The sequence below is a fragment of the Pseudomonas lundensis genome, assembly GCF_001042985.1.
In the GTDB taxonomy this organism is placed as follows: Bacteria; Pseudomonadota; Gammaproteobacteria; order Pseudomonadales; family Pseudomonadaceae; genus Aquipseudomonas; species Aquipseudomonas lundensis.
The window spans coordinates 136,712-158,118 of the sequence record NZ_JYKY01000001.1 but is presented as its reverse complement, the minus strand read 5'-3'; the positions used below and the strand labels follow the sequence as shown (position 1 = coordinate 158,118).

Annotated in this window: 20 protein-coding genes; 11 read left to right on the top strand and 9 right to left on the bottom strand. The window is 58.9% G+C overall.

Annotated elements, in window-relative coordinates; translation table 11 throughout:
* Positions 1-14: 14 nt before the first annotated feature.
* The gene (gene treP / locus TU74_RS00765; RefSeq protein WP_048374558.1) at positions 15-1,457 is read right to left on the bottom strand and encodes a PTS system trehalose-specific EIIBC component; all 1,443 of its coding nucleotides are present in this window, start codon (positions 1,455-1,457) and stop codon (positions 15-17) included.
* Between the two features lie 267 nt (positions 1,458-1,724).
* Here treP and treR point away from each other — a divergent pair, with 267 nt between their 5' ends.
* On the top strand, positions 1,725-2,429 hold the full coding sequence (gene treR, locus TU74_RS00760; protein ID WP_047278801.1) for a trehalose operon repressor: 705 nt from the start codon (positions 1,725-1,727) through the stop codon (positions 2,427-2,429).
* A 249-nt stretch (positions 2,430-2,678) separates the two neighbouring features.
* Here the strand turns inward: treR and TU74_RS24405 are convergent, their stop codons facing one another.
* Together TU74_RS24405 and TU74_RS00755 are read right to left on the bottom strand one after the other, a co-directional pair.
* Positions 2,679-2,852, bottom strand: coding sequence for a hypothetical protein (locus TU74_RS24405; RefSeq protein WP_164488083.1), 174 nt, complete (start codon positions 2,850-2,852; stop codon positions 2,679-2,681).
* 124 nt (positions 2,853-2,976) lie between these two features.
* Complete coding sequence (locus TU74_RS00755; RefSeq protein ID WP_048374557.1) at positions 2,977-3,525, bottom strand: cytochrome b; 549 nt, start codon at positions 3,523-3,525, stop codon at positions 2,977-2,979.
* 189 nt (positions 3,526-3,714) lie between these two features.
* Between TU74_RS00755 and TU74_RS00750 the strand changes: the two genes are divergently transcribed.
* Genes TU74_RS00750 through TU74_RS00720 form a run of 7 tightly spaced genes read left to right on the top strand, consistent with a single transcriptional unit; the run spans position 3,715 to position 10,012 of the window.
* Positions 3,715-4,392 carry a thermostable hemolysin gene (locus TU74_RS00750; RefSeq protein WP_048374554.1) on the top strand — a complete coding sequence of 226 codons (678 nt, stop codon included), beginning with the start codon at positions 3,715-3,717 and terminating at the stop codon, positions 4,390-4,392.
* Positions 4,382-5,863 (top strand): AMP-binding protein, encoded by a 1,482-nt coding sequence (locus tag TU74_RS00745; protein ID WP_048374552.1) that lies wholly within the window; start codon positions 4,382-4,384, stop codon positions 5,861-5,863. The genes TU74_RS00750 and TU74_RS00745 overlap by 11 nt, the downstream gene beginning before the upstream one ends.
* Positions 5,860-6,534 carry an iron-containing redox enzyme family protein gene (locus TU74_RS00740; protein ID WP_048374550.1) on the top strand — a complete coding sequence of 225 codons (675 nt, stop codon included), beginning with the start codon at positions 5,860-5,862 and terminating at the stop codon, positions 6,532-6,534. The genes TU74_RS00745 and TU74_RS00740 overlap by 4 nt, the downstream gene beginning before the upstream one ends.
* Positions 6,521-7,330, top strand: coding sequence for an SDR family oxidoreductase (locus TU74_RS00735; protein ID WP_048374549.1), 810 nt, complete (start codon positions 6,521-6,523; stop codon positions 7,328-7,330). The genes TU74_RS00740 and TU74_RS00735 overlap by 14 nt, the downstream gene beginning before the upstream one ends.
* A complete protein-coding gene (locus TU74_RS00730) occupies positions 7,327-7,971 on the top strand; it encodes a tetratricopeptide repeat protein (protein WP_048374547.1) in 645 nt (214 codons plus the stop codon). The genes TU74_RS00735 and TU74_RS00730 overlap by 4 nt, the downstream gene beginning before the upstream one ends.
* 11 nt (positions 7,972-7,982) lie before the next feature.
* Entirely contained in the window at positions 7,983-8,642 is a 660-nt protein-coding gene (locus TU74_RS00725; protein WP_048374545.1) for a response regulator, read from the top strand.
* The gene (locus tag TU74_RS00720; RefSeq protein ID WP_048374543.1) at positions 8,642-10,012 is read left to right on the top strand and encodes a sensor histidine kinase; all 1,371 of its coding nucleotides are present in this window, start codon (positions 8,642-8,644) and stop codon (positions 10,010-10,012) included. The genes TU74_RS00725 and TU74_RS00720 overlap by 1 nt, the downstream gene beginning before the upstream one ends.
* Before the next feature lie 287 nt (positions 10,013-10,299).
* On the opposite strand, the gene guaA is transcribed toward TU74_RS00720, so the two are convergent.
* The 4 genes from guaA to TU74_RS00700 all read right to left on the bottom strand — a co-directional run bounded on the left by guaA (position 10,300) and on the right by TU74_RS00700 (position 14,998).
* Positions 10,300-11,877, bottom strand: a complete 1,578-nt coding sequence (gene guaA / locus TU74_RS00715; RefSeq protein ID WP_048374541.1) for a glutamine-hydrolyzing GMP synthase — start codon at positions 11,875-11,877, stop codon at positions 10,300-10,302.
* 102 nt (positions 11,878-11,979) lie between these two features.
* Positions 11,980-13,449 (bottom strand): IMP dehydrogenase, encoded by a 1,470-nt coding sequence (gene guaB / locus TU74_RS00710; RefSeq protein WP_047273879.1) that lies wholly within the window; start codon positions 13,447-13,449, stop codon positions 11,980-11,982.
* A gap of 151 nt (positions 13,450-13,600) precedes the next feature.
* Complete coding sequence (locus TU74_RS00705) at positions 13,601-14,149, bottom strand: hypothetical protein (RefSeq protein WP_047273877.1); 549 nt, start codon at positions 14,147-14,149, stop codon at positions 13,601-13,603.
* A 102-nt stretch (positions 14,150-14,251) separates the two neighbouring features.
* Positions 14,252-14,998 carry a sulfite exporter TauE/SafE family protein gene (locus TU74_RS00700; RefSeq protein WP_048374539.1) on the bottom strand — a complete coding sequence of 249 codons (747 nt, stop codon included), beginning with the start codon at positions 14,996-14,998 and terminating at the stop codon, positions 14,252-14,254.
* A gap of 80 nt (positions 14,999-15,078) precedes the next feature.
* On the opposite strand from TU74_RS00700, the gene xseA reads away from it, so the two are divergent.
* From xseA to leuA, 3 genes are all read left to right on the top strand, one after another.
* Complete coding sequence (gene xseA, locus TU74_RS00695) at positions 15,079-16,458, top strand: exodeoxyribonuclease VII large subunit (protein WP_048374743.1); 1,380 nt, start codon at positions 15,079-15,081, stop codon at positions 16,456-16,458.
* Positions 16,459-16,461: 3 nt separating this feature from the next.
* A complete protein-coding gene (locus tag TU74_RS00690; RefSeq protein ID WP_048374538.1) occupies positions 16,462-17,286 on the top strand; it encodes a peptidoglycan DD-metalloendopeptidase family protein in 825 nt (274 codons plus the stop codon).
* Between the two features lie 330 nt (positions 17,287-17,616).
* The gene (gene leuA / locus TU74_RS00685; RefSeq protein WP_047273871.1) at positions 17,617-19,296 is read left to right on the top strand and encodes a 2-isopropylmalate synthase; all 1,680 of its coding nucleotides are present in this window, start codon (positions 17,617-17,619) and stop codon (positions 19,294-19,296) included.
* A 101-nt stretch (positions 19,297-19,397) separates the two neighbouring features.
* Here the strand turns inward: leuA and TU74_RS00680 are convergent, their stop codons facing one another.
* Both TU74_RS00680 and TU74_RS00675 read right to left on the bottom strand, forming a co-directional pair.
* Positions 19,398-20,192: an amidohydrolase gene (locus TU74_RS00680; protein ID WP_048374741.1), complete on the bottom strand. Its 795-nt coding sequence runs from the start codon at positions 20,190-20,192 to the stop codon at positions 19,398-19,400.
* Positions 20,180-21,328 carry a pyridoxal phosphate-dependent aminotransferase gene (locus TU74_RS00675; protein ID WP_047273870.1) on the bottom strand — a complete coding sequence of 383 codons (1,149 nt, stop codon included), beginning with the start codon at positions 21,326-21,328 and terminating at the stop codon, positions 20,180-20,182. The genes TU74_RS00680 and TU74_RS00675 overlap by 13 nt, the downstream gene beginning before the upstream one ends.
* Positions 21,329-21,407 lie beyond the last annotated feature (79 nt).

Genomic DNA, 21,407 nt, shown 5'->3' with positions numbered 1-21,407 from the left:
CCTCAAGTGAGGGTTCAGGCCACGCGGTAACCGGGGCGGATGATTTTCATGCTCAGCACACACGTCAGGGCAAACGGCACGACGATGGCCACCAGCATCCCGATGACAAACATCGGGATGTGCCCGGGGGTGATCGAGATAAAACCGGGCAACCCGCCGACACCGATCGCCGAGGCCTGCACCTGATTGAGCGACAGGAAAATACTGCCCAGTGCCGACCCGGTGAGCGCCGCATAAAACGGGAATTTGTAGCGCAGGTTGATGCCGAACATCGCCGGTTCGGTGATGCCGAAATAGGCGGAAATTGCTGAGGTTGACGCCATGCTGCGCTCGCGCAGGTTGCGGCTCATGTAGAACACCCCGAGCGCGGCACTGCCTTGGGCCAGGTTGGACATCACAATCATCGGCCAGATAAAGGTGCCGCCCTGCGTGGAGATCAACTGCAAATCGACCGCGAGGAACATGTGGTGCATGCCGGTAATCACCATCGGCGCATACAGCACACCAAAGATCAGGCCGCCGATCACGGGCGCCAGGTCAAACAGCATCACCAGGCCCTGGGTAATCAGAATCCCCAGATGCCGGGTGACCGGGCCAATCACGGCCAGCGCCAGCACCCCGGTGATGACAATCGTGGTAATGGGCACCACCAGCAGTTGAATGGCATTGGGCACCCGCGCGCGCAGCCATTTCTCGATCATGCTCATCACGTAGGCAGCCAGCAGAATCGGCAGGATTTGCCCCTGATAGCCGACCTTTTCAATCTGGAACACGCCAAAGATGTCGAAGTACGGCAGGCTCTGGCCCTCCAGCCCCGCCACCGCCTTGCCGTAGTTCCAGGCATTGAGCAGGTCGGGGTGCACCAGCATCAGGCCCAGCACGATGCCGAGGATTTCACTGCCGCCAAAGCGCTTGGCCGCTGACCAGCCGACCAGCGCGGGCAGGAACACAAACGAGGTATTGGCCATCAGGTTGATCAGGCTCCACAGCCCGTCCAGCGAGGGATAAGCGTCGAGCAGGGTTTTGTCGGCAATGAACATGCCTTTGGCGCCGATCAGGTTGTTAATGCCCATCAACAGGCCCGCAATGATGAGCGCTGGCAGAATCGGCATGAACACATCCGAAAACACCCGCACCAGGCGCTGCAAGCCATTGCCCTTGTCGGCGCCCTTCTGTTTGACGTCTGCGAGCGTCGAGGCCGCCAACCCGGTTTGCTCACGCAAGGCGGCGTAGACCTTCTCGACATCGCCGGGGCCGATCACCACCTGAAACAGCCCGCCGTTGAAAAAGGAACCTTTGACCAGATCGATCTGATTGAGGGTCGCGCTGTCGACCCGGTTTACATCGTTGAGGGCCAGGCGCAGACGCGTGACGCAATGCGCAGCCTGTTCGATGTTGTCGGCACCACCGAGGCTGGTGATCAGCTCGCTGGCGATGGAAGAGTAATCGTGGCTCATGCCGGATCTCCTGCCTGGAATTATTGTTATGGGGCGTCGTTGAGGCAGCACGCTGAAACGAAAAATACTCGTCTGTACCAGTTAAATCAACAACTGGTACAGACGAGTTAAAGTATTGTATGTTTCGCTCGCCAGCACAGGACCGGGACTGAAAGACAAATCTGAAGACTGCGTGTGATGGCTCCCAATCTTTTATGGGACTTGCGCTACCTGAACCCTGCACTTAAGGTTCGGGCCCAGAGCACCCATCGGCATCGAGCCCTCGCCATGACCAAATACAACCAGATCTACAGCGATCTGCTTGCCAGCATCACCAGCGAGCGCCTGCAACACGGCGCCCGCCTGCCCTCGGAAGCTGAATTGATGGCCACCTACGAGGCCAGCCGCGGCACGGTGCGCAAAGCAATTGAGCAACTGCAGGAACGCGGTTTTGCGCACAAGGTGCATGGCAAAGGGACGTTTGTGCTGTCCACCCGCCCGATTGAGTTTCAACTGGGCGGCATCGTCAGTTTTCAAGAAACCTGGCCGCGGCTGGGTGAAAACGTCAGCACCGACGTGGTCGAATTCAGCCAGATTGCCCTTGAAGGCGCGCTGCACGCGCACATTGATGCCGAGGCTGGCAGTTCGATCACCCGCATCAAACGGGTCAGGCGCATCGATGGCAAACGCGTGATTCTGGACATCAACCACTTCGTGACCGACCTGATCCCGGGGTTGGACGAAGGCATCGCCCAGCACTCGATTTATGCCTACATCGAACAGCACCTGAAGCTGCAAATCAGCTACGCCCAGCGCACCATCGAAGCCGTGCCGCGCAGCCAGGACGATCAGCAACACCTGGACATGGACGGCCAAAGCCATGTGATCGTGGTCAGCAACCAAACGTTTTTGCAGGACGGACGGCAGTTTGAGTACACCGAGTCGCGGCACACGCTGGACAAGTTTTACTTTTCCGATGTGGCACGGCGCTAGGCTCACTGGTTACGCGCAGCCTTGCGCTCGTCAGTGACCGCCACCCCGGTTAGCCGCACGGTGACAAAGCGCAGAAACAAAAAAGGCGGTCAACACTGAGTGTTGACCGCCTTTTTCACATCGAACCGGTTAACCGGCCAGGCTTATTCCCACTCTATTATCAATTGACCAAAAAGATTCTTATAAAACATAGCCTTAAGACGCTGGATATTTGAACAACCATGAAAAATGCCATGCACAGTAAAGCGTTCAAGAAGTCGGATTAGCCTCTCTCTTGGCAAAGGCTGCCGATAGCTGCCTCTCTAGAATGGCCAACTCATCCGCATTCCCATCACGAACAACCTCGGCCAGCAGATCCGCCGCAAAAGACGGATCGGCCTGGAAAAGCTCTGCCATTGCCTCATCGTGACTACGGTCTTTCATCAATCGCCCCTAGTTCGCAAATGCCCTCAGCCTCAAGAATAGCCTGCTCAGGCCACTACAAATCCATCAGCTTCTGGCCGGTACTGCTTGTGAAGACTGACAGAAATCGGCCAACAGCTGTCCTTCATGAATTTCGTTCAAACAACATCCTTTCCAGCGTATTGTCCTTCACCCAATAGTGATGAAACAGCCCCGCCACAGCGTGCAAACCAATCAACCAATATCCTGTAGTGCCAACCAGCTCATGCCAGTACTTGAGCTGTTTGGCGAAGTCCGGGGCAATGGCTACCGGTGCCGGCACGTGAAAGCCAAAGTACGGGAACGGCTTATCGCCAGCTGCGAGCATCAGCCAGGCGAGGATGGGCGTTGCGATCATCAGCCCGTACAGCGCAAGGTGTGTCAGATGCGCGATAGCAATCTGCCAAGCCGGTGGTTGCGGGGTAATCGGTGGTCGTGGGTTCAGGCGCCCGACCAGGCGAACCCACACCAGGGCGAAGATGCTTGTACCAAACAAGCCGTGAAAGCCCATGAGCAAACCCCGCGCTTCGCTGCCTTTGGGCAGATAACCCTTGATTTCAACACAGGCATATACCCCGACGAACAGGGCCAGCATCAGCCAGTGCAGGGTTATTGAAAGTTTTCCATATCGGGTTACGGAGGTGTCGCTGGTCATAAGAAACGCCTGTTGATTGTTGTGAGGGACCGTTGATCCGGTTGCCTTGAACCGGCTGCGTAACCCTGCTCGTCCTGCCTTAAGAGAGTCTGAAGATCGACCCAAAGGTTATTCCTCTTTCACCTTCAGACTTCATTAAGAAATGGCTTGGATACTTCGCTCAATCTCATTGAGGAAGGCGTTCGGCCCATGCTCGATTTCGACTGGAACATCCCCCTGCCCTTGCATTTTGGCCAAGCTGAAATGTCACCGTTAACCTTGGCTGGTGCTTTGCCGAACGACGCTTTGCGAGCGACGTTCGAAGATTTTATCCAGCAGCGTTTCCACAAGGCCCACGGCGCCGACATCCGCCACTTCATGCCTGAGCTGTTCGGCATGCACGACGGTGAGGGCCAGTTGTGCGCAGTGGCCGGCGTGCGTCGCGCTCACCTTGAGCCGCTGTTTCTGGAGCGGTATCTGGATGAACCAATCGAGCCTTTGATCAGCGCGGCGGCTGATCACTCGGTAGATCGAAATGCCATTGTCGAGGTTGGCAATCTGGCGGCCAGCGACACCGGCAGCGCGCGCCTGAGCATCATCGCCATCACCTATCTGTTGGCCATGGGTGGCCTGGAATGGGTGACGTTCACCGGCAATATCGGACTGGTCAACAGCTTCCGTCGTCTCGGCCTGAAACCCGTGACATTGTGCGCCGCTGATCCGGATCGACTGGGTGACGAGCGCCAACACTGGGGCAGTTATTACGAGAGCAAACCTTGGGTGCACGTCGGCGATATCCGCGCCGGGTTCGCCCACCTACGCAATATCGGCCTGTTCAGCCGCCTGGGTTTGCCGACCCCGATTGAAGGAGCCTGTCATGTCGCTTGAACTGCAACGCTTTCAGGAAACCTTGCGCGAGCATGCCCGGCGCAATGACAACACGACCGCGATTTGGGGCGATACGCTGAAACTCGATTACGCCACCCTGTATGCAGAAGTGCTGTATCGCCAGGAGCGCCTACGCGATGAGCAGGTGCAAGTCGTCGCCCTGGCGCTGGACAACGGCGTCGACGCAATGCTCTGGGATCTTGCGGTGTTGTTCGAAGGGTTGACCTGCGTGACGCTGCCGCCGTTTTTCAGCGCGGCACAACGCGCCCATTGCCTGGAGCAGAGTCAGGCCGAACGCGTGATTGCCGAACCGGAGCTGGACCCCGAACTGCGCGCTGCGGGCTATGAGCAACGCGGCGAGTTCTGGTGCCGCGCCTTTACCAGCAAAAGACACATGCCGATTGGCACCGCCAAACTGACCTTCACGTCCGGCACCACCGGCACGCCGAAAGGTGTTTGCCTGAGTGCCGACAGCTTGCTGCGGGTCGCACGAGAGCTGGATCAGGCGAGCGAAACCACCCGGCCGCAGCATCACTTGGCGCTACTACCGTTGGCGATACTGCTGGAGAACCTAGGCTGTTATGCCGCGCTGTATGCCGGTGCGATGCTCAGTTTGCCGAGCCAGAAAACCCTCGGCATTCAGGGCGCCAGTGGCGTCGATGTCCCGCACCTGCTGGGTTATCTCGCCGGGCGTGCGCCGCATAGCCTTATTCTGGTGCCACAGCTGTTACTGATGCTAGTCAGCGCCGCCGAACAGAAAGCCTTCGCCCCGCAAACTCTGCGCTTTGCTGCGGTCGGTGGTGCACGAGTTTCCAAAGATTTGCTGGATCGTGCGCAACGGGTCGGCTTACCAGTTTTTGAAGGTTACGGTTTGTCCGAATGCGCGTCAGTGGTGTGCCTCAACCGCCCCGGCGCACTCCGACCCGGCAGTGTCGGTCGACCGCTGCCCCATGTCGAAGTGCGGTTGGCCGAAGACGGTGAAGTGCTAATCAAGGGCTCGACGTTGCTCGGCTATCTAGGAGACGCACCGTACGCCGATGAGTGGTGGCCGAGCGGCGACCTGGGCGAGTTCGACCCGGAAGGTTTTCTATATCTCAAGGGCCGCAAGAAGCATCAGTTCGTCACCAGTTACGGGCGCAACGTCAACCCGGAATGGGTCGAGTCGGAGCTGATCCAGCGCCGCCACATCGCTCAGGCGTTCGTTTACGGCGAGTCCTTGCCGCGCAATCACGCCCTGCTCTGGCCGCATCGCCCGGACTGCACCGATGCCGAACTAGCCGCTGCCGTCGCCGAAGCCAACGAGGCGCTGCCCGATTACGCCCAGGTGCATCAGTGGACGCGCCTGCAGCACCCCTTCACCGCCGCCAATGGCTTTCTAACCGCCAATGGCCGCCCACGCCGCGATGCCATTGTCGCGCAATACCACGCCCAATTGACCGAATCCGTTGTCCGAGAGGAAGCCGCATCATGAGTTTTTTCGACACCCTGCAAGAAGCCACACAGCATGAACGCCACGAGCTGTTCAATCTGCCCATCATCCTCGATGCGTTGCACGGTAAGGTCAGCCTCGATAGCTATCGGGCTTTTCTCGCACAGGCCTACTATCACGTGCGCCACACCGTGCCGTTGATGATGGCGTGCGGCGCACGTTTGCCCACACGTCTGGAATGGCTACGCAAAGCGGTGTGCGAGTACATCGAAGACGAATACGGCCACGAACAGTGGGTGCTCAACGACATCGCAGCCTGCGGAGGTGATCGCAAGGCCGTGCATGATGGTCAGCCTTCGCTGCCGATTGAGCTGATGGTGAGCTTCCTTTATGACCTGATCGCCAGAGGCAACCCGGTGGGTCTGTTCGGCATGGTCAATGTCCTCGAAGGCACCAGCATCGCCCTGGCCACACACGCGGCAGGGAGCATTCGGGACCGCCTGGCGTTGCCGGAAACCGCCTTCAGTTACCTGAGTTCTCATGGTTCGCTCGACATCGAACACATGCAAACCTATCGCCGCCTGATGAATCAGTTGGAAGATCCTGAGGATCAAGCGGCAGTGATTCATGCTTCAAAAGTTGTGTACCGACTGTACACCGACATGTTTCGCGGCCTGCCTCGTGACGCGGAGATTGAACATGCAGCTGCGTAACGCGCGCGTGGTCTTGACCGGTGCCAGTGGCGGCATCGGCATGGCTATCGCCGAAGCCTTGTGCGCCGCCGGTGCTCGAGTATTGGCCGTGGCGCGGCATCAGGAAGCCTTGGCCCCGCTGCTCAAACGCTACCCTGAGGCCCTGTGCTGGGTCGCAGCTGACCTGACACTGCCAAGCGACCAACGCAAAGTACTCGCCGCCGCCGAAGAAATTGGCGGAGTCAATCTGTTGATCAACGCTGCAGGGGTGAATCACTTCGCCATGCTCGAACAGCTCGACGACAGTGATATCAGTGCGATGCTCGCGTTGAATATCAACGCGCCGATTTGCCTGACCAAGCTTTTGCTGCCGCTACTCAAGCAGGCCGATAGCGCCATGGTAGTCAACGTCGGCTCGACCTATGGCTCGATCGGCTATGCCGGTTACGCCAGCTATTGCGCGACGAAGTTTGCCCTGCGCGGGTTCTCCGAAGCGTTGCGCCGAGAGCTGGCCGACACCCGGGTCAGCGTGCTCTACGTCGCACCGCGGGCCACCCGCACGTCGATGAACAGCGTGACGGCGCAAGCCCTGAACGATGCGCTTAAGGCCAACGTCGATGATCCGCAAACCGTGGCCTCGGCGGTGATCCACGCGATTGCCGGGGACCGCCGCGACCTGTATCTGGGATGGCCCGAGCGCTTCTTCGTGCGCCTAAACAATCTACTGCCGCAACTGGTCGATCGAGGTCTGCGCAAGCAGTTGCCCCTGATCCGTCGCTTCAGCGAAAAACCCGAGAACGAGACCCTCAAACCATGAAAAAAATCTTCGCGTGCCTATTGATAGCAACCCTCAGCCAAAGCGTTTGGGCGCTGGAGGCCGCCGACCAGCAGCGCCTGAGCAGCATTCAACAAAGCTGGGCGCACATCCAATATGAAGTGGCGGAAAAACAGCGCGCTGCCGCGTTCGAGCAGTTGTCCAGTGAAACCCAGGCGTTCACTGCGCAGCGCCCGGCGGTAGCCGAAGCCTGGATCTGGAAAGGCATTGTCACCAGCAGCTGGGCCGGTGCCGAAGGCGGACTCGGAGCGCTGGGGAAAGCCAAGGAAGCCAAGGCCGACCTGGAGAAGTCCCTGACGCTCGACCCTAAGGCCCTGCAAGGCTCTGCCTATACTAGCCTGGCGGCGCTGTATGATCGGGTGCCCGGCTGGCCCATCGGTTTCGGCGACAGCGACAAAGCTGAGCAACTGATCAAGCAGGCGCTGCAACTCAACTCCGACGGCATCGACACCCTGTACTTCTGGGGCGATCACCTCTACCGTCAGAAACGCTACGCTGAAGCAAAAGCAGCGCTGCAAAAAGCCCTGCAAGCGGCGCCGCGTCCCGGCCGTGAGACGGCAGATGCCGGACGTCGCAAAGAGATCACCACGCTGCTGGTGGACGTCAATAAGAAAACCGACTGACAGGAGTCCCCGTGCGTGTATTACTGATTGAGGATGATGTGGCGCTAGGTGAAGGCATTCATCAAGCGCTTGGGCGCGAGGGATACACCGTCGATTGGCTCAAGGACGGCAGCAGCGCGCTGCATGCCCTGCTCAGCGAAACGTTCGATGTCGCTGTGCTGGATCTCGGCTTGCCACGCATGGACGGTCTCGAAGTACTGCGGCGCCTGCGCGACAGCGGCTCGAACCTGCCGGTATTGATTCTCACCGCCCGCGATGCAACCGAAGATCGCATCGCGGGGCTGGATGCCGGTGCCGACGACTACCTGATCAAACCGTTCGACCTGGCCGAACTCAAGGCGCGATTGCGAGCGTTGTTGCGGCGCAGTGCCGGCCGCGCGCAAGCGCTGATCGAACATGCCGGCATCAGCCTCAACCCCAGCACCCAGCAGGTCAGCTACAAGGGCCTTCCCGTAGCACTGACGCCCAAGGAGTATCAGTTGCTGCATGAACTGCTCTCACCTCCAGGCCGGGTGATGACTCGCGACCAACTGATTCGACTGCTCTATGGCTGGAGTGAAGAAGCGGAAAGTAACACGCTAGAAGTGCACATCCATCACCTACGTAAAAAGTTCTCCACTGAGCTGATCCGTACCATTCGGGGTGTGGGCTATCTAGTGGAGGACCGCTGATGACTTCGATCCGCCGCCGTACATTGACGCTGATCATTGGCCTGTTGCTTGTCGGTCTCGCGGTGCTGAGCACCTTTAACCTGCACGATAGCAACCATGAAATCGCCGAGGTTTACGATGCTCAATTGGCGCAAAACGCGCGCTTATTGCAAGGCGTGATGCGCATGCCGCTGGCGAGCAAGCAGCATGCCGAACTGTACCAGGCCTTCAATACCGCACTGGGCGAAGCGGTTCCGCGCGGCGATGGCCATCCTTACGAACGGAAAATTGCTTTTCAGGTATGGAGCCCTGGCGGGGAGGTGTTGGTGCACACCGCCAGCGCACCCTCCTTCAGTTCACCGCCGACGCAACCGGGTTTCAGTGATGTGGCGGATTTGAACCATCGTCATTGGCGCGCATTCCTCCTTGAAGACCCACAAAACGGCATGCGCATCTGGGTTGGCGAGCGCGATGATGTGCGCGCGGATCTGGTCGACCGCATCGTGCGTCATACGCTATGGCCGAACATCGTCGGCAGTTTGCTGCTCGCGGCGATGGTTTGGCTCGCTATAGGCTGGGGCCTAAAGCCCTTGGCAAACATGGCCGAGACCCTGCGTGCCCGCCACAGCGGTTCACTTGAGCCCTTGCAACTGGCACCGTTGTCCAGCGAACTTGAGCCCATGCAGGCGGCGCTCAACCGCATGCTCGCGCAGATTCAAGAAGTGCTTGGCCGCGAACGACGCTTCATTGCCGACGCAGCCCACGAAATGCGTACGCCACTCGCCGTGCTGCGTGTACATGCGCAAAACCTGCTGGAGGCAGGCACGGAACAGGAACGTCGCGAATCGCTGGAATTCCTTATATCAGGCGTTGATCGCACCAGCCGACTGGTCAACCAGTTACTGACCATGGCGCGACTGGAACCCCAACCTAATCCGACACCGCTACAGCGCATCGACCTCAGCGAAACCGTACGTAACAGTCTCGTGCAACTGACACCGTGGCTGTTGAGCAAAAACCTTGAACTGATATTCAATGTCAGCGACCAGCCATTTTACGTATTCGCCAACCCCGCCGCCATTGACATCGCGCTGAACAACCTGATCACCAACGCAGCCAGTTTCTCTCCCGAACACGGGGCAATCACTGTGCAACTGAGCCAGGCTGATGGCTTCTGTAATTTGACCGTCGACGACCAAGGGCCGGGAATTGATGAGTCATCTAGAGAGCGATTGTTTGAGCGTTTCTATAGCCGTGGAACGGCGCAAGGAGCCGGTTTAGGGCTAACCATCGTCAATACAATCGCCATGCGCTTGAACGGTAGTATCGAACTGGTAAACAGGGCCGAGGGAGGTTTGAGGGCTACGTTATCCATTCCAGCCAAAGAATAATCGCACAGCATCAAGCGATTATTTCGTTTCGCATAGTCGGTAAACATCGTGTGAGCAATGAGGCGCACCACATTCGATGCTGAAATCAGCCCCCCCGCCAGCCATTACTTCCTCTGCGCGGATAAGCACACTCGATACCATGCCAGCATTGTCCAACTGAACGTGGTATCGATGTCCTTTTCTAGTGATGCTTGCACTGAGCACCATGGCCAACGCCATTGATAACATAGAGAATATCGTAACCATCATAATTTTTTACACAAAAATCAATTAGTTACGAGAAATGCTTACTCCCACTCAATCGTTGCCGGCGGCTTGCTCGACACGTCGTAGGTAACGCGGGAGATGCCTTCGATTTCGTTGATGATGCGACCGCTCACGGTTTCCAGCAGTTCGTAAGGCAGGTGTGCCCAACGCGCAGTCATGAAGTCGATGGTTTCTACGGCACGCAGGGCAACAACCCAGGCGTAACGACGGCCGTCACCGACCACACCCACCGATTTCACCGGCTGGAACACCACGAACGCTTGGCTGACTTTGTGATACCAGTCGGCCTTGCGCAGCTCTTCGATGAAGATGTGGTCAGCACGACGCAGGATGTCGGCGTATTCCTTTTTCACTTCACCCAGGATGCGCACGCCCAGGCCCGGGCCCGGGAACGGGTGACGGTAGACCATGTCGTACGGCAGGCCCAGTTCCAGCCCCAGACGACGAACTTCGTCCTTGAACAGCTCGCGCAGCGGTTCAACCAGCTTGAGGTTCATTTCTTCCGGCAGGCCGCCCACGTTGTGGTGCGACTTGATGACGTGCGCCTTGCCGCTTTTGGCGCCAGCCGATTCGATCACGTCCGGGTAGATGGTGCCTTGGGCCAGGTACTTGATGTTGTCCAGCTTGCAGGATTGGGCATCGAACACGTCGATGAAGGTACGGCCGATGATCTTGCGCTTTTTCTCAGGGTCGGATTCGCCCGCCAGGTTGTTGAGGAACTGGTCCTCAGCGTTGGCGCGAATCACTTTGACGCCCATGTTCTCGGCGAACATGGCCATCACTTGCTCGCCTTCGTGCAGGCGCAGCAGGCCGTTGTCGACGAACACGCAAGTCAGCTGGTCGCCAATGGCCTTGTGCAGCAGGGCCGCCACGACCGAGGAGTCCACGCCGCCCGACAGACCGAGCAACACGTTGTCGGTGCCGACCTGGGCGCGGATGTTGGCGATTGCGTCTTCAGCGATCTTCGACGGCGTCCACAGGGCTTCACAGCCGCAGATGTCGAGGATGAAGCGCGACAGGATGCGGCCGCCCTGTTTGGTGTGGGTCACTTCCGGGTGGAACTGAACGCCGTAGTAGCCGCGTTCGTCGTTGAACATACCGGCAATCGGACAGCTCGGGGTGCTGGCCAGAATGTGGAAGTCAGACGGCATTTTGGTGACTTTGTCACCGTGGCTCATCCAGACGTCCAGGCCGAACAGGCCGTCGGAGTCGATATGGTCTTCGATGCCGTCGAGCAGGCGGCTTTTGCCGACCACGTCTACGCGGGCATAACCGAACTCACGCAGCTCGGAACCTTCAACCTTGCCGCCCAGTTGCTCGGCCATGGTCTGCATGCCGTAGCAAATGCCGAAGACCGGTACGCCCAGATCGAAAACGGCCTGTGGCGCGCGCGGGCTGTTGGCTTCGTGAACCGACTCCGGGCCGCCTGCCAGGATGATGCCTTTAGGGGCGAATTCGCGGATCGCGGCGTCGTCCATGTCGAACGGGTGCAGTTCGCAGTAGACACCGATCTCGCGCACGCGGCGGGCGATCAGCTGGGTGTACTGGGAACCGAAGTCCAGGATCAGGATGCGGTGAGCGTGAATGTCGAGGGCCATGACAAAATCTCGATTAATTTCAGAAACGACACGGGGCTGAATCAAACAGCCCCGGTTACTTAATTCGCATCGCACCCGGCATTGGCCTGGGTGCGATTACTATCAACCTACGCGATAGTTTGGCGCTTCCTTGGTGATCTGCACGTCGTGGACGTGAGATTCAGCCATGCCGGCACCGGTGATACGCACGAACTCTGGCTGGGTACGCATTTGTTCGATGTCGGCGCTGCCGGTGTAACCCATCGAAGAACGCAGACCGCCCATCAGTTGGTGAATGATCGCTGTCAGCGAGCCTTTGTACGGCACGCGACCTTCGATGCCTTCGGGCACCAGCTTCTCGGCACCTGCGGAGGAGTCCTGGAAGTAACGGTCGGAGGAACCCTGGGACTGCGACATCGCACCCAGCGAACCCATGCCGCGATAGGCCTTGTAGGAACGCCCCTGGAACAGCTCGATTTCGCCCGGTGCTTCTTCAGTACCGGCAAACATCGACCCCATCATCACGCAGGACGCACCGGCCACGATGGCCTTGGACAGGTCACCGGAGAAACGGATGCCGCCGTCAGCGATCAGGGGAACGCCAGTGCCTTCAAGGGCAGCGGCCACATTGGCAATCGCGCTGATTTGCGGAACGCCCACACCGGCCACGATACGGGTGGTGCAGATCGAGCCCGGGCCGATACCGACCTTGACGGCGTCCGCGCCCGCTTCAGCCAGCGCCAGTGCCGCTGCGCCGGTGGCAATGTTGCCGCCAATGACTTGCACGTCAGGGAAGTTCTGCTTGACCCAACGCACGCGGTCGATCACGCCTTTGGAGTGACCATGCGCGGTGTCGACTACGACAACGTCAACGCCGGCAGCAACCAGGGCTGCAACGCGATCAGCGGTGTCTTTGCCGGTGCCGACCGCAGCGCCCACGCGCAGACGACCTTGGTCGTCCTTGCTGGCCAACGGGTAGGCCTTGGCTTTTTCGATGTCGTTGACGGTCATCATGCCTTTGAGGGCAAATTTGTCGTCAACGATCAGAACGCGCTCGATGCGGTGTTTGTGCAACAGCTCGCGGGCTTCTTCTTTGTCGGCGCCCTCCTTGACGGTGACCAGACGCTCTTTGGGCGTCATCACATCGCGTACGGAGGCTTCCAGACGGTTTTCAAAGCGCACGTCACGGGAAGTCACGATGCCGACCAGGTCGCCATTTTGCAGGACCGGAACGCCGGAGATGTTGTGCTGGCGGGTCAGTTCGAGCAGTTCACGGACGGTGGCATCCGCTTCGATCGTGATGGGCTCTTTGACCACACCGGCTTCGAAACGCTTGACCTTGCGGACTTCGTGAGCTTGCTGCTCGATGGTCATGTTCTTGTGGATGATACCGATACCGCCTTCCTGAGCCATGGCGATTGCCAGACGGGCTTCAGTTACGGTGTCCATTGCGGCGGAAACCAGCGGAATATTCAGTTCAATGCCACGGGTCAAACGAGTCTTGAGGCTGACTTCGTTCGGGAGAACCTCGGAATAACCGGGGACGAGAAGGATGTCATCGAAAGTGAGTGCTTCTTGGCTGATACGCAGCATCGCTGGGGCTCCCGAGCGGGAAAATGGAAGCGCGCCATTGTACTTAAAACACCTGTGCGGCTCAACGGAAACCTTTAGAGAGTTTTGCGCTAAGGGTCAATGATTTGCTGACTCTCAAGGCAGAAAAAATGCCCCGGCGCTGGCGCACGCGTTAAAGCTCCACCCTCACCCACGCCACGGGTTGATCCAGCCAGTCGGCAAACTCGTCCAGGAAGCTCTGTTTGAAACCCGCCTCGGCCCAATTATTGAAGATGAACCCCAGATTGGAGAACGCACAGGGCTGCAGGAACAGGAAACCATTGATGTCATCTTCATGGCCGCACAACGGGCAAGTGAAGTTGTCGGTGCGCCCCGGCATCCAGTCTTCAAGGCTTTCGAACAGGGCCTCACCGACTTCCTTGCGACACTCGGCGCATCCGGCTTCTTCAAGAAACCCCTTGGCCGGGGTGTAGATGCAGCGCTTGGTAATGATTTCCAGACCATTGACCGGTTCACCGAACGGCAGCGCCTCAGGGTGCAGCACGACCTCGGCAGCGCCTGGCGCGATGGCATGGGCCATGCCGTTGCCGGTGCGACCGCAGGTGGTCAGGGCTTCTTCAATGATATTTTTGCGCACTAACCAGCGCACGATGGCGCGGGCGCGCGGCTCATGAACCGGCAAGGTGGAGATTTTGGGGACGATGATGCTTTGCGAATTCATGAAAAACGACACGTATAAAAAGAGAACAAAGCCAAAGGTGTAAACACTGGCGCAGACTGCAAGGGTTTCAGGGGGCGCAGCTTAAAGCCTGATCCCCCGAGGTCAAGCGCTCAAGTAGCGCACGATCAGGGCAATGCCGCTGGCCAGCACCAGCCATGTCACCAGTCGCACAAAGGCCTCGCGGGACAATTTGCGCGTCAGTCGGCGTCCCGTCCATAACCCGAGTGCCATTGCCGGTAACAGACAGACGGCCAATAGCAGCAGCGCGCCATCGGCGTACACCCCGGCCATCACAAACAAGGTCAAGCGCACCACCGTGCTGCAACTGATCAACGCACTTTGCGTGGCCCGCGCCGCCTCTTTGGGCAAGCGTGCATTGAGGTACAGCGCATACAAAAAGCCGCCACTGCCAAACAGTGCACCAAACAACCCGCCCACCGTGCCGGCCGGAATCGCCCAACCGGCCGCCACCTGCCTTGGCCGTGCCTTCACGGCCAGGCTGTAGATCGCATAGGCGCTGATGAAAATCCCCATCATCAGCAGCAACACATCTGATTTGAGGTTCAGCAGAAACACCACACCGACCAGGCACCCCAGCGCCATGCAGGGCAGCAAGCGTAAGAGCTCGGCGCGTGCCACGTCGCGACGCGCGGGCAACCAATTCCCGAATGCCGCCACAAAATCGAGCAGCACCAGCAACGGGATGATTTTCGATAACGGCAGGCACAGGATCAACAGCGGGCCCGCCACCAGCGCGGTGCCGAACCCGGCCACGCCAAATACGATGTACGCCAGAGCGATGGCCAGCTCCAGCAACAACCACTCGCTCCCGGTGTAAGGCAGATCCATGGGGCAACTTCCTTGTTTTTAGTGCTCGGACTGTAACCAGATACGTGCAGTGATAACAATCCGCCCTTATGATGGCCGACATGATTAAAGACCCCTTTGCAAGACTCAATCTGGACCGCGAAGTCCTGACCGTCAGCCAGCTAAACGGCCGTGCCCGGGTGTTGCTCGAAGACGTGTTCAGCAACATCTGGGTCGAAGGCGAAATCTCCAACCTCGCTCGCCCGGCGTCCGGCCACGTGTATTTCACCCTCAAGGACAGCGGCGCCCAGGTGCGGTGCGCGCTGTTTCGCAACAACGCTGCCCGCGTACGCCAAACCTTGAAAGATGGCCTGGCGGTCAAGGTGCGCGGCAAGGTGTCGTTATTCGAAGGCCGGGGCGATTACCAACTGATCCTCGATACCGTTGAGCCTGCGGGTGACGGCGCGCTGCGGATGGCCTTTGATGCGCTGAAAGAAAAGCTCAGCGCCGAAGGCCTGTTCAGCGCTGAACGCAAGGTCGCCCTGCCCGCCCACCCGCAGCGCATCGCGATTATCAGTTCGCCCACCGGCGCCGTGATACGCGACATCATCAGCGTATTTCGCCGACGCGCACCTCAGGTCGAGTTGACCCTGATTCCTACCGCCGTTCAGGGGCGCGAAGCCACTGCGCAAATCGTGCGAGCGTTGAAAATTGCCGATGCACGTGGCTTTGATGCGCTGATTCTGGCCCGTGGCGGGGGTTCGCTGGAGGACTTGTGGTGCTTCAACGAAGAGGCCGTCGCCCGCGCCATCGATGCCTGCGTCACCCCGATCGTGAGCGCTGTCGGTCACGAGACCGATGTCTCGATCAGTGACTTCGTGGCCGATGTGCGAGCGCCTACGCCGTCTGCCGCCGCCGAGTTGCTGGCCCCGGATTCCAGCGACTTGCAACACCGCATTGAAAGCCTGCACAGACGCCTGGTGATGCGTATACGTGACCGTTTGATGCGTGAGCGCCTGCGCCTTGACGGGCTCGCGCGTCGCTTGCGTCACCCCGGCGAGCGTCTGCGCCAGCAAGCACAGCGCCTGGATGACCTGGACATGCGCATGCGCCGCGCCTTTGAACGCAGCCTCAATACCCGTCGAGAGCGCCTGATTCGCCTGGAAACGCGCTTGGCCGGTCAACACCCCGGCCGCCAACTGGCCCTGCTGCGCCAGCGCCTCGACAGTCTGGCCGAGCGCTTGCCGCGCGCGATGCGCGAAGGCCTCAAGGCCCGTCGACTGCAGTTGCAAAGCCAGATGCAAACGCTGCACGTGGTCAGCCCGCTGGCCACCCTGGGACGCGGGTACAGCATCCTGCTCGACGAACGCGGCAACGCCATTCGCAGCGCCGGACAAACTCACAACGGCCAACGCCTGAAAGCCAAGCTGGGTGAAGGCGAACTCCATGTGCGCGTCGAGGACAACCACCTCACGCCTGTCACCCTTTCATTACTGGATTGATCGATGCTGCGTTTCGTCTCTGCTCTTTTGTTGCTATGCCTGACCGTCAACGCGAACGCGGCTGACAGTTACATCACCCGCCTGCTCAACAAACCGGTGCAGGGCGGTGTGGCCGTGATTGAACTGGGCAGCGGCGCGCAAGCGCCCAAGGCCACCTATCAGGGCAAACCGGTGCTGGTGGTCAAGGAACAGGACACTTGGCGTGCCATCGTCGGTATTCCGTTAACGGTCAAACCCGGTACTCAATCCATCAGCGCAGGCGGCCGTGACCTGAATTTCACGGTTGGTCACAAAAAATACCCCGAACAGCGCATCACCCTGAAAAACCAGCGTCAGGTCAATCCGAACCCCGCTGACCTCAAACGCATCGACAACGAGCTGGCCATTCAGATCAAGGCCTACCGCACGTTCAGCCCCACGACGCCGAGCAACCTGTTGCTCGACAAACCGGTCAATGGACCGCTGTCGAGCAAGTTTGGCGTGCGGCGCTTCTTCAATGGCGAAGAGCGTAACCCGCACGCCGGTCTGGATTTTGCCGTGCCCGCAGGTACGCCAATCAAAACGCCCGCAGCAGGCAAGGTGATTTTGATCGGCAATTATTTCTTCAACGGCAATACGGTGTTTGTTGACCACGGCCAAGGGTTCATCAGCATGTTTTGTCACATGTCGAAGATTGACACCCAGGTCGGGCAGCAACTGGCACGGGGCGATGTGGTGGGCAGGGTCGGATCAACCGGCCGCGCTACCGGACCGCACATGCATTGGAATGTCAGCCTGAATGATGCGCGCGTCGACCCGGCGATTTTCATTGGCGCTTTCCAGCCGTAACATTTGCACCGAGCGCGCAGAGCACAAAACGCTGGCAGCACTCTTTGAAGCGCAATCAAAAGCAACAATAAAAGACGATTGCGCTATTTACCTTCGAAAACCATTCATTTACGAGCATTCCTCTCAAAGTTTTTTGGCCGCTTGCCATCCTTACTGCCAATGGTTAGGGTTGAGGCCATGAAAACCTCTCACACCCTCATTCTGCAACGTCAACATCGCAGCCTTTGCCTCGTCAGCGCACGACTGCAAAGCTGATTGCGGTGCCTCGCCCCTCTGCTTTGTATCTCCGGTTAGCCGCCTTTTTTCGGCTCGTACAATAAGGATTGCCTGATGACCATGCTCAAAAACCCGTCTTCCAAATACCGCCCGTTCCCCGTCATTGATTTGCCTGACCGGACCTGGCCGTCGAAAACCATCACTCAAGCACCTATCTGGTGCAGCTCCGATCTGCGCGACGGCAACCAGTCGCTGATCGAACCGATGGATGCGGCGAAGAAGCTGCGCTTCTGGAAGACGCTGGTGAGCGTGGGTGTAAAGGAGATTGAGGCGTCGTTCCCGGCCGCTTCGCAAACCGATTTCGACTTTGTGCGCACCCTGATTGAAGACGGCCATATCCCGGATGACACGACCATTCAGGTCTTGACCCAGGGCCGCGAAGATTTGATCGCCCGCACGTTCGAGTCGCTTCGCGGTGCCAAAAAAGCCATCGTTCACTTGTACAACGCGACTTGCCCGGCCTTCCGCCGCATCGTGTTCAACCAGGACAAGGACGGCATCAAGGAAATCGCCGTCAGCGCAGCCAAGCTGTTCGTCAAATACGCGTCGCAACAGCCTGAAACCCAGTGGACATTCGAGTACTCGCCCGAGACGTTCAGCGCCACTGAGCTGGAATTTGCCAAAGAAGTGTGTGATGCCGTGATTGAGGTCTGGAACCCGACCCCTGAGCACAAGATGATCCTCAACCTGCCTGCCACGGTTGAGTGCGCCACGCCGAACATTTACGCCGACCAGATCGAGTGGTTCGGTCGCCATATCAACCGTCGTGACAGCGTGATCATCAGCCTGCACACCCACAATGACCGTGGCACCGGTGTGGCGGCCACCGAACTCGGCCTGATGGCGGGCGCCGACCGTGTCGAAGGCTGCCTGTTCGGCAACGGCGAGCGCACCGGTAACGTCGATCTGGTGACCGTGGCATTGAACATGTACACCCAGGGCCTGGACCCGCAACTGGACTTCTCGGACATCGACGGCGTGCGCAAAGTCGTCGAAGAGTGCAACCAGATTCCGGTTCACCCGCGCCACCCGTATGTGGGCGACCTGGTGCATACCGCCTTCTCCGGCTCGCACCAGGATGCCATCCGCAAAGGATTCGCTCAGCAGAAGCCAGACGCGTTGTGGGAAGTACCGTACTTGCCAATCGACCCGGCAGACATCGGTCGCAGCTACGAAGCCGTGATTCGCGTGAACAGCCAGTCCGGCAAAGGCGGCATTGCCTACCTGCTCGAGCAGGAATACGGCATCAGCTTGCCGCGCCGCATGCAGATCGAATTCAGTCAGGTGGTGCAACGTGAAACTGACCGTCTGGGCCTTGAGATGACGGCCCAGCAGATCCACAGCCTGTTGCACAGCGAATACCTGCAAGCCAACACGCCTTACGCGTTGGTGAGCCATCGCTTGCAAGAAGAGAACGGCCACAGTGCTGTCGACGTCGAGGTGTCAGCCAAGGGCGCGGGCGAAACCAACCTGCGCTGGAGCGGTAAAGGCAATGGCGCTTTGGAGGCACTGGTAGCAGGCTTGCCGGTCAAGGCCGAGATCATGGATTACAACGAGCATGCCATCGGTGCGGGCACCCACGCCAAAGCGGCGGCCTACATTGAATTGCGGGTCAACGGCGAGCGCGCCGTGCATGGCGTCGGCATCGATGAAAACATCACCACCGCCAGCTTCAAAGCCCTGTTCAGCGCACTGAACCGTGCCCTGAGCGAAGCCGAAGCAAAAGCCGCTTAACGCAGGCCAGCGACACAAAAGCCCCCATGGTGAAGGCCATGGGGGCTTTTTTTGCGCGCTACACCCTGAACGCCCTCACCGCCCGTGTGGACGGTATGGCCTTAGACTTTCAGCTCGAACGCATCCGCATCCAGATCCGCCGGAAAACGCTCACGGTAAGCGGCCAGTTCACCGGCGTTCAAGCTGACCTGGAACACGCCATCCGCCTCACCTGCGCTGAGCAGTGACTCGCCCTGAAAATCGAGAATATGGCTGTCACCCGTGTACACCAGTCCCTTGCCATCGGCTCCGACCCGGTTTACGGCGGCGACATAACACAGGTTTTCAATGGCCCGGGCAGGCAGCAGGCGATTCCAGTGCAGACGCCGCGCGCCCGGCCAGTTGGCGGTGTAAAGCAACAAATCGGTGTCATGGGGATCGCAACTCCAGACCGGGAAGCGCAGGTCGTAACAGATCAATGGCCTGATGCGCCAGCCCTTCACTTCGAACTGAACCTGACGTTCACCGGGGGTGAAGTGTTCGTGCTCGCCTGCCATACGGAACAAGTGACGTTTGTCGTAGTGCAGCACGACACCGTCCGGGCGGGCCCATAGCAGCCGATTACGATGGCTGCCATCCGCCGCTTCAATGATGATGCTGCCTGTCACAACGGCATCGAGTTTTTTGGCTTGCTCGCGCAACCACGTGGTGGTCGGGCCATTTTCTGCTTCAGCCAGGGCTCTGGAGTCCATGCTGAAACCGGTGGTGAACATTTCAGGCAGTACCACCAGGTCCGCGCCCGCGGCCTGCTGCAGCAGGTCGTCGAAATGATCGAAATTGGCCTGACGGTCATGCCAGGCCAGGGTGGTCTGAACCAGCGCTACAGTTAAATCGGGTAAACCACTTAGATCACGCATAGTTTTTCTGCTGCTTCACGCAGCGTCTCCTCGCGTTTTGCAAAACATAGGCGAACCAGCCGCTGCCCTTCGGGCGGGGTCTGGTAGAACACCGAAACCGGAATCGTCGCCACGCCATGTTCGCGGGTCAGCCACACGGCCATGTCGACATCATTAAGGTCCGGACGAATAAGGGAGTAATCAACCAACTGAAAGTAAGTCCCCGCCACCGGCTTGAAGGTAAAGCGCGATGGGCTTAACAAATCACAAAACAGGTCGCGCTTGGCCTGATAAAAAGCAGGCAGTTCTTCGACGTGCTGCGGGCAAGCGGCCATAAAATCGGCCAGCGCATATTGCAGCGGCGTCACCCCACAAAAACTGACGTATTGGTGCACTTTACGCAGCTCTGACGTCAGGGCGGGCGGCGCGACCACATACCCGGTTTTCCAGCCGGTTACGTGGTAGGTCTTGCCGAAAGAACTGACAACGAATGCGCGATGGTACAACTCGGGATGTGACAAAACACTGACGTGGGGCACCCCGTCGAACACCAAATGTTCGTACACCTCATCGCTGATGAGGTAGATGTCACGGTGTTCGATCAGTTTTGCCAACTGGTCCAGCTCCCCGCGGCTGATCAGCGCCCCGCTCGGGTTGTGGGGGCTATTGAGGATAATCATGCGCGTACGTGGGCCAATGGCCTCACTGAGTTTTTGCCAGTCGATGGAGAAATCATCCAGTGCCAGCGGCACGTGAACGCAACGGCCACCGGCCAGCTCTACGGAAGGCTCGTAACTGTCGTAACAGGGGTCAAACACGATGACTTCATCACCAGGGTGAATAACAGCCTGAATGGCACAGAAAATGGCCTGAGTCGCACCCGGCGTGATGGTCACTTCAGCGTCCGCATCGACCGTTACGCCATAGCTGCGGCTTATTTTGGCGGCCACTTGCTGACGTAGCGCGGGCAAGCCGGTCATCGGGGCGTATTGGTTGTGACCACTGGCAATGTGTTGACCGACAGCATCACGCAAGGCTTGCGGGCCATCAAAGTCAGGGAACCCCTGAGACAAGTTGAGGGCGCCGGTTTCAGTCGCGAGCTGCGACATGCGCGTGAAGATGGTGGTGCCGACGTTCGGCAACTTGCTGGTGATCATGGCCGTTCCCTGTTGAGTTCCCGGCACTGACTGCGGCACAGGACCCACGGAGGATAGCCCAAACACCAGACACGAAAAA